Source organism: Mycobacterium sp., assembly GCF_049585075.1.
Taxonomy (GTDB): Bacteria; Actinomycetota; Actinomycetes; order Mycobacteriales; family Mycobacteriaceae; genus Mycobacterium.
In genome coordinates, this window is record NZ_JBAUZA010000534.1 from 1 (window position 1) to 6,675 (window position 6,675).

Below are 6,675 nucleotides of genomic sequence, written 5' to 3' on the forward strand. Positions count from 1 at the left end.
CCTATTTCACCGCGTACCTGCCGACATTGCTGCTGGCGGCGATCCTGACCCCGATGAGCGCGAGCGTCCTCGGGCTCTACGACTTGAAATCGGCTGTGATCGTGCTGATCACGCTGCCGCTGATTCCGATTTTCATGGTGTTGATCGGTCTGGCGACAGCGGACCGATCCGCGGCAGCACTAGCCGCCATGGCCACCTTGCAGGCTCGGCTGTTGGACTTGATCGCCGGAATTCCGACGTTGCGGGCCCTCGGTCGCGCCACCGGGCCGGAGCGCCGCATCGCCGAGCTGGCAAACGCCCACCGGCGGTCAGCGATGGCGACACTGCGAATCGCGTTCCTCTCCGCGCTGGTGTTGGAACTGCTCGCGACCCTGGGCGTCGCGATGGTCGCCGTCAGCATCGGTCTGCGTCTGGTGTTCGGCGAGATCAGCCTGACTACCGGTCTGACTGTGCTGTTACTTGCGCCCGATGTCTACTGGCCACTGCGGCGCATCGGCGTGGAATTCCATGCCGCCCAGGATGGCCGGGCCGCCGCCGACAAGGCGTTCGCACTGATTGAGGAATCCCCCACGACCGCCGCCGCGGGTACCCGGATGGTCTCGGCGCACGATGCCGTGATCGTGCTCGACGAGCTTAGCGTCGCGGGCCGCGACGGGCTGCGCCCGCACGATCTCAGCGCGGTGATCAAGCCCGGCCAGGTGACGGTGCTCACCGGTGCGAACGGCGCAGGAAAAAGCACCGCCCTTCAGGTCATCGCCGGAATCACCTCGGCAACAAGCGGTCGCGTGACCGTGGCCGGAATCGACATCGCCGAGCTCGAGTTGAACGCGTGGTGGCAGCAGGTCTCCTGGTTGCCGCAGCGTCCCGTGCTGATTCCAGGAACGGTTGCCGACAACCTCGCTCTGTTCGGCGCTCTAAGCGACCTTGAAAGCGCCTGTGCGGCAGCTGGGTTCGATCACGTGCTCGCAGAGCTGACTGAACGGATGGATACCGTGATCGGCAGCGGCGGAGTGGGGCTGTCGCTGGGTCAGCGACAGCGCCTTGGTTTGGCCCGCGCCCTCGGCTCACCTGCGCCGGTGCTGCTGCTCGACGAGCCCACCGCGCACCTGGATGCCGCAACCGAAGCCCGGGTGCTTCGGGCCATTGTCGAACGAGCGCGCGCCGGTGCCACCGTGGTGCTCGTCGGCCACCGCGAGGGCGTCATCGCAATCGGTGATCAGGTCATTGAGGTGGCCGGGGCGCAGGACCTCCATCATGCTCGTGTCTGATCCACTGCCGGCCGCGGTGCGGCTGTTACAGCCGCGGATCCCACGTTTGCTGCTCGCGATCACTCTTGGGGTGCTATCGCTGAGCAGTGCGCTTGCGCTGGCGGGACTGTCGGCTTGGTTGATCACCCGCGCCTGGCAAATGCCACCGGTGCTGGATCTTTCGATCGCGGTGGTGGCGGTTCGCACCTTCGCGATTTCCCGTGGCGTACTGCACTATTGCGAGCGGCTGGCCAGCCACGACACCGCGTTGCGGGCGGCCGGCAGCGCCCGCGCGCTGCTGTTCACCAGGTTGGCCCACGGTCCCGCTGACATCGCGACCCGATTGCACAGCGGCGAGCTCGTCGCACGGGTCGGCGCCGACGTCGATCAGCTCGCCGACGTACTGGTCCGCGCCCTGTTGCCGTTCAGCGTCGCAGCTGTTCTCGGGGTTGCTGCGATCGTCGTCGTCGGGGTCATCTCGCCACCGGCCGGCGCGATCTTGGCCGTCTGCCTTTTCATCGCCGGTGTAGCCGCACCAGCGCTGTCGTCGCGGGCAGCTCGTGCGCAGGAGGCTGTTGCGCGCCAACATCATTCCACTCGTGACGTAACGGCAATGCTGGCGTTGGAGCACGCACCCGAGCTGCGAGTCGGTGGTACGTTACGCGACGTTATCTCCGAGTCGCAACGCCGGCAACGTGATTGGGGCGATGCCGTCGACGCTGCGGCGCGGCCGGCTGCGTTCGCGGAGGCTCTTCCCACCGCGGCGATCGGTGTCAGCGTGCTAGGCGCCGCGGTGGCGGGCATCGGGGTTGCAGGCTCGGTTGCACCCACCACGCTGGCCATTCTGATGCTGTTGCCGCTATCGGCATTCGAGGCGACGACTGCACTACCCGCCGCCGCCATCCAGTTGACACGATCACGGTTGGCCGCCCGGCGTCTGCTCGACTTCGGCACAGCTGGCCCAGCAGTGCCGAGCGTAGATGCCCGTCCGAGTTCCGCCTCCGCGGCGGCACTTCCGCCGTTAACCCGACGGCTACGCACCGATAACGTGGTCGCTGCCTGCCGCGATGGTCGGACGCCGGCCGGGTTCACGATCGACCTGCCGCCCGGCGCCAGGTTGGCTGTCACCGGCCCTAGCGGCTCCGGTAAGACGACGCTGTTGATGACACTCGCCGGTCTGCTGGCGCCGTCGCATGGCGACGCTACGCTCGACGGAGTACCACTGGGCCAATTAGGAGAAGGCGAAATACGCGGCGCCATCGGGTTTTTCGCCGAGGACGCGCACATCTTTGCGACCACCGTCCGGGACAACCTGCTGGTGGCGCGGGGCGATTGCTCGGATCAACAGCTGAGCTGTGCGCTGCGCCAGGTCGGGCTGGACGCCTGGCTGGCCGGTCTGCCAGATGGTCTGGACACGGTGCTGGCGGGCGGCGCGGAGGCGCTGTCCGCCGGGCAACGCAGGCGCCTGCTGCTCGCCCGGGCACTCATATCACCGGCGCGGATCGTGCTGCTCGATGAACCGACCGAGCACCTCGATGCCGCTGACGCCGAACCCATTTTGCGCAGTCTGCTGAATTCACGCGGCGGCCTCATCGCCGCAAAGCGGACGGTGGTGGTAGCTACTCATCACCTGCCCAACGACATTCGCTGTCTCGAACTACGCATCGGCCCCGGCGAGTATTGTGGCGAACAGTCGTCGATGACGCCCGATCGAGAAAGCGAGCCATGACCGAACCTCCGGACAGGCCGTCGGACAGAGGCCAAAACCCCGAGGGCACACCGCAAACGGCGCCGCCCTATCCGTCTCCATCGCCGTACCAATATCCTCCTCAGCCCGGGCCCTACCCCAGCGGCTATCCCCCACCGCCGCCGTACTACGGGCCGCCGCCGCCGGCTCAGCCCAAAAATGGGCTCGGCATTGCCGCCCTGGTCCTGGCGCTTATCGGGTTGCTCGGTTCTCCGGTGCCCTTCGCCAACGTCGTCAGCATCATCCTCGGCCTCGTCGCGATTGTCATCGGAATCCTCGGGCGCGGACGCGCCAAGCGCGGCACAGCCAACAATGGCGGGATTGCGATCGCCGGCATCGTGCTAGGTGCCCTAGCGGTCATCGTCGCCGGGGCCTTCATTGCACTCTGGGCGACGCTCTGGAATGACGCCGGCGGCGGCGACTACATCAGCTGCATGCAGAATGCCGGTTCAGATCCCGTCGAGCAGCAGCACTGCGCAGATCAATTCCGGCAAAACGTCCAGGACAAGTTGAGCGTCACGCTGACGCCGACACCGGTGCCGTAGGCCGCTAAATGTTCCGGCGACGCGGCATGAACTCGAGCGACAGCATCACGTAGAGCAACGGCACAAGCTGCCGCAGCGACACCAGCGCATACCGCCGCTGGTCCGGTGACCGGAATTTGCGCAGATACCGATACAGCGACTCAAGCGCGATCAATGGATTGAGCAGGTGGATCAGCCAATAAAACAGGCCTTGCATCCGCCCGCGATGTTGTTCATCGAAGATCTCCGGAAAGGCCGCGAAAGCTAGCGATACCCGCTGTCCGCCAGCATCTTTGGCCGCATTGATCATGTCGACACTGAGCCGTTCGTCGATGCCGTTCTGCGCGCCGGGGCGACGCCACGGTACGTCGAGGGTGATGTCGCTACCGTTGCCGGCGGTGGCGTACCGATGGAAGCCCTGCACCCGCCCGGATTTGTCCCGCGCGATGATCAGCTTGGTGCCGGGGTACCGGCCCTCGAGCACGCCGTCCAGGTTCATGCAATATCCGCGATCGGTGTGTGCACCGCGAGCTGACTGCCGTAGCACGTCGGTCAGCTCGGCCAATAGCCGACCGTCGAGGCCCTGCTCGTCGACGATCTCGGTGGTGATGCCGCAGTTGTGGGTGCGCTTGACGGCCTGACGCAGGTTGCGGAACTTGCGTCCAACCATTTCGAAGTTGCACACGTCGACGACGACATCCCGGCCGATGGGCACCGCACGCAACGATTGGCCCAGCACTTTCCGGTCGCTCCATAGATGGAGCCGCCGCTCACTGCAGGCCAGCACCGCGATTCGCCAGCCGTGGGTGTGGCACATTTTCGCGAAGTCGGCCACTAGTTGCGGGAATTTCGCCTCATCGCCGACCGGGTCCCCGCTGACCACCGCGAAGCCGATTCGTGTCCGATATGCGAGCGCCGCCGTCCCGTCCGCAGTGAACAGGTAGCACTTACCGGTCTGCATGGCGAAAGGAGCCAGCGGGTCGCCTCCGGTGGCATTGATCAAGGCCCACACCCGAGTCAGATCGTCGGGATGCCGACGCGCCGAGGTGGGCCACATCAGCGCCATGCCGGACCCGGCGATCAGCAGGTCACCGAGCAGATCGAAAGCCAGCACGTGCGCGCCAATCCCGGTGAACAGGACGAGAACTGCGACCGTCGCATGCCCGGTAGTGACCGGCCGCCCCAGAAAGATGCCGCGTGCGATCAATGCCACTGCGGCCAATACCGTCAGCGACCATTCCAACCGGTCAATTGGGCCGCGGGCGATCACCTTCATCAACCAACACGCGGCACTGAGCAGGGCCAATGCTCCCACCCAGCGAGCCACCGGCGAGTTGACGTGAACGACAACCCGTTCCCGCGCGCGGACTGCGGGCGCAATGCCGATCGACGGCTCGTGCACGCCCACCTCCGGTTGCTCGGCAACAAAATCAGGCGGCACGTGGGCTATCGCGTCAGAGTGCTCGTCGCCGGTCCGCCGCTAGCGTTTCGAATACCCAACAACCTGCAACGTTACGCCTGGGACCGGCCCCACGGCGGTCACGTTGTGCGCGTTGCAACCGAATTGTTGCTGGGCGTTGTTTTCCCGACCTATGGCCGCGAACTGGGAAAATACTTGACCACGCCTTCTTGCACCACGGTGGCGACTGGCCGGCCGGCGCGGTCGAAGAAATAGCCGGTCCCAAGTCCCCGCGAATCGGTTGCCACCGGCGAGGATGTGGAATACAACACCCAGTCGTTGAAGCCGACCTGGCGATGAAACCAGACCGAGTGATTGACGGTCGCTGCAAAGATCCGGTCGAACCCCCACGAGAGCCCGTGAGTGGTGATGATTGAGTCCAGCACGGTGGTGTCCGAGCAATAGAGCATCGTCGCGGTGTGCAGCACGGGGTCATCCGGCAGCAAACCGTCGGCTCTGACCCAGACTCGGTTGTAGTCGAGCCGGTCGCCTTTATCCCGCATCACCCAGGACGGGTCGTTGGTATAGCGCCATTCGATCGGTTGCAATGCGTTGACGAACAGCGGGACGGTTTTCTCATACCCGCGCAGCAGCTCCTTGATCGACGGCAATGCGTCCGGATCGTCGACCACGGGCGCTTCGACGTTGTGTTCAAGGCCGCGGCCACCGGCCAGGTAGGAGACCATGACCGTCGCCAACAAGGTGCCATCCTGCGTGACCTCGATGCGGCGGTTGGCGAAGCGGCGCTCGTCGCGCAACCGCACCACCTGAAATTCGATGTCTTTGGCGATGTCACCGCCATTGATGAAGTGCACCGAAAGTGCGTTCGGCGGCAAGTCGCGCATCAGCGTGCGGCTGCCGGCGACGAAAGATTGCGCCATCAGCAATCCGCCGAATGTCCGAGGCGGGTTCTTACTGGGATGAGAGCCGATAAAGACGTCGTCGCCTATGGGATGAAGGTCGAGCACCGACATCAGCTCGTCGAAGTCAGACACCGGGCTAGCCTAGTTGCCCGCCTTCTCAGCCCTCCGCTGCGCGGAGCGCATCGTCACCGGGCGGCCTAGTTGCCCGGCTCACCGGCTCAGTTAAACGTCCTCTTCGCCGATCCGATGCACGTGGATCAGGTTCGTAGACCCGACGGTGCCCGGAGGCGCCCCGGCAACAATCACCACCAGGTCGCCGCGCCTATAGCGGCCGAGATTCAGCAGCGACTTGTCCACTTGGCGGATCATGCCATCGGTGGTCTGGATGATGGGGACGATGAATGTCTCGGTGCCCCACGTCATGGCGAGTTGGCTACGCACTTCAGGCAGTGGAGTGAACGCCAGCAGCGGCAGCGGGGTATGCAGCCGTGCGAGTCGTCGCACGGTGTCTCCGGATTGGGTGAACGCAACCAGAGCCTTGGCGTCGAGCCGCTCGCCGATATCGCGGGCGGCGTAACTGATCACTCCGCGCTTGGTCCGCGGGACGTGGGTCAGCGGCGGGGCGGCGGTCGAATTCTCTTCCACCGCACAGATGATCCGCGCCATCGTCTGGACCGCGGCCAACGGATGCTTACCGACGGCGGTTTCGCCGGACAGCATCACCGCATCGGTGCCGTCGAGCACGGCATTGGCGACGTCGGAAACTTCGGCGCGCGTGGGCACCGGGTTCTGGATCATCGATTCCATCATCTGCGTCGCCGTGATCGTCAGCTTG

6 protein-coding genes are annotated in these 6,675 nt (G+C 65.2%); 3 read left to right on the forward strand and 3 right to left on the reverse strand.

Annotated elements, in window-relative coordinates:
* The 3 genes from cydD to WB785_RS24555 form a co-directional block, all read left to right on the forward strand.
* Positions 1–1,268, forward strand: a 1,268-nt coding sequence (gene cydD / locus WB785_RS24545) for a thiol reductant ABC exporter subunit CydD (RefSeq protein WP_424082673.1), incomplete at its 5' end; no start/stop codon positions are given.
* Complete coding sequence (gene cydC / locus WB785_RS24550; protein WP_424082675.1) at positions 1,261–2,976, forward strand: thiol reductant ABC exporter subunit CydC; 1,716 nt, start codon at positions 1,261–1,263, stop codon at positions 2,974–2,976. The genes cydD and cydC, both read left to right, overlap by 8 nt.
* A complete protein-coding gene (locus WB785_RS24555; RefSeq protein WP_424082677.1) occupies positions 2,973–3,539 on the forward strand; it encodes a DUF4190 domain-containing protein in 567 nt (188 codons plus the stop codon). The genes cydC and WB785_RS24555 overlap by 4 nt, the downstream gene beginning before the upstream one ends.
* Before the next feature lie 4 nt (positions 3,540–3,543).
* Here WB785_RS24555 and WB785_RS24560 read toward each other — a convergent pair whose 3' ends face one another.
* The 3 genes from WB785_RS24560 to WB785_RS24570 all read right to left on the reverse strand — a co-directional run.
* The gene (locus tag WB785_RS24560) at positions 3,544–4,920 is read right to left on the reverse strand and encodes a bifunctional lysylphosphatidylglycerol flippase/synthetase MprF (protein WP_424082682.1); all 1,377 of its coding nucleotides are present in this window, start codon (positions 4,918–4,920) and stop codon (positions 3,544–3,546) included.
* A 188-nt stretch (positions 4,921–5,108) separates the two neighbouring features.
* Positions 5,109–5,951, reverse strand: a complete 843-nt coding sequence (locus WB785_RS24565; RefSeq protein ID WP_424082683.1) for an acyl-CoA thioesterase II — start codon at positions 5,949–5,951, stop codon at positions 5,109–5,111.
* A 111-nt stretch (positions 5,952–6,062) separates the two neighbouring features.
* Positions 6,063–6,675, reverse strand: a 613-nt coding sequence (locus tag WB785_RS24570; RefSeq protein WP_424082679.1) for a pyruvate kinase, incomplete at its 5' end; no start/stop codon positions are given.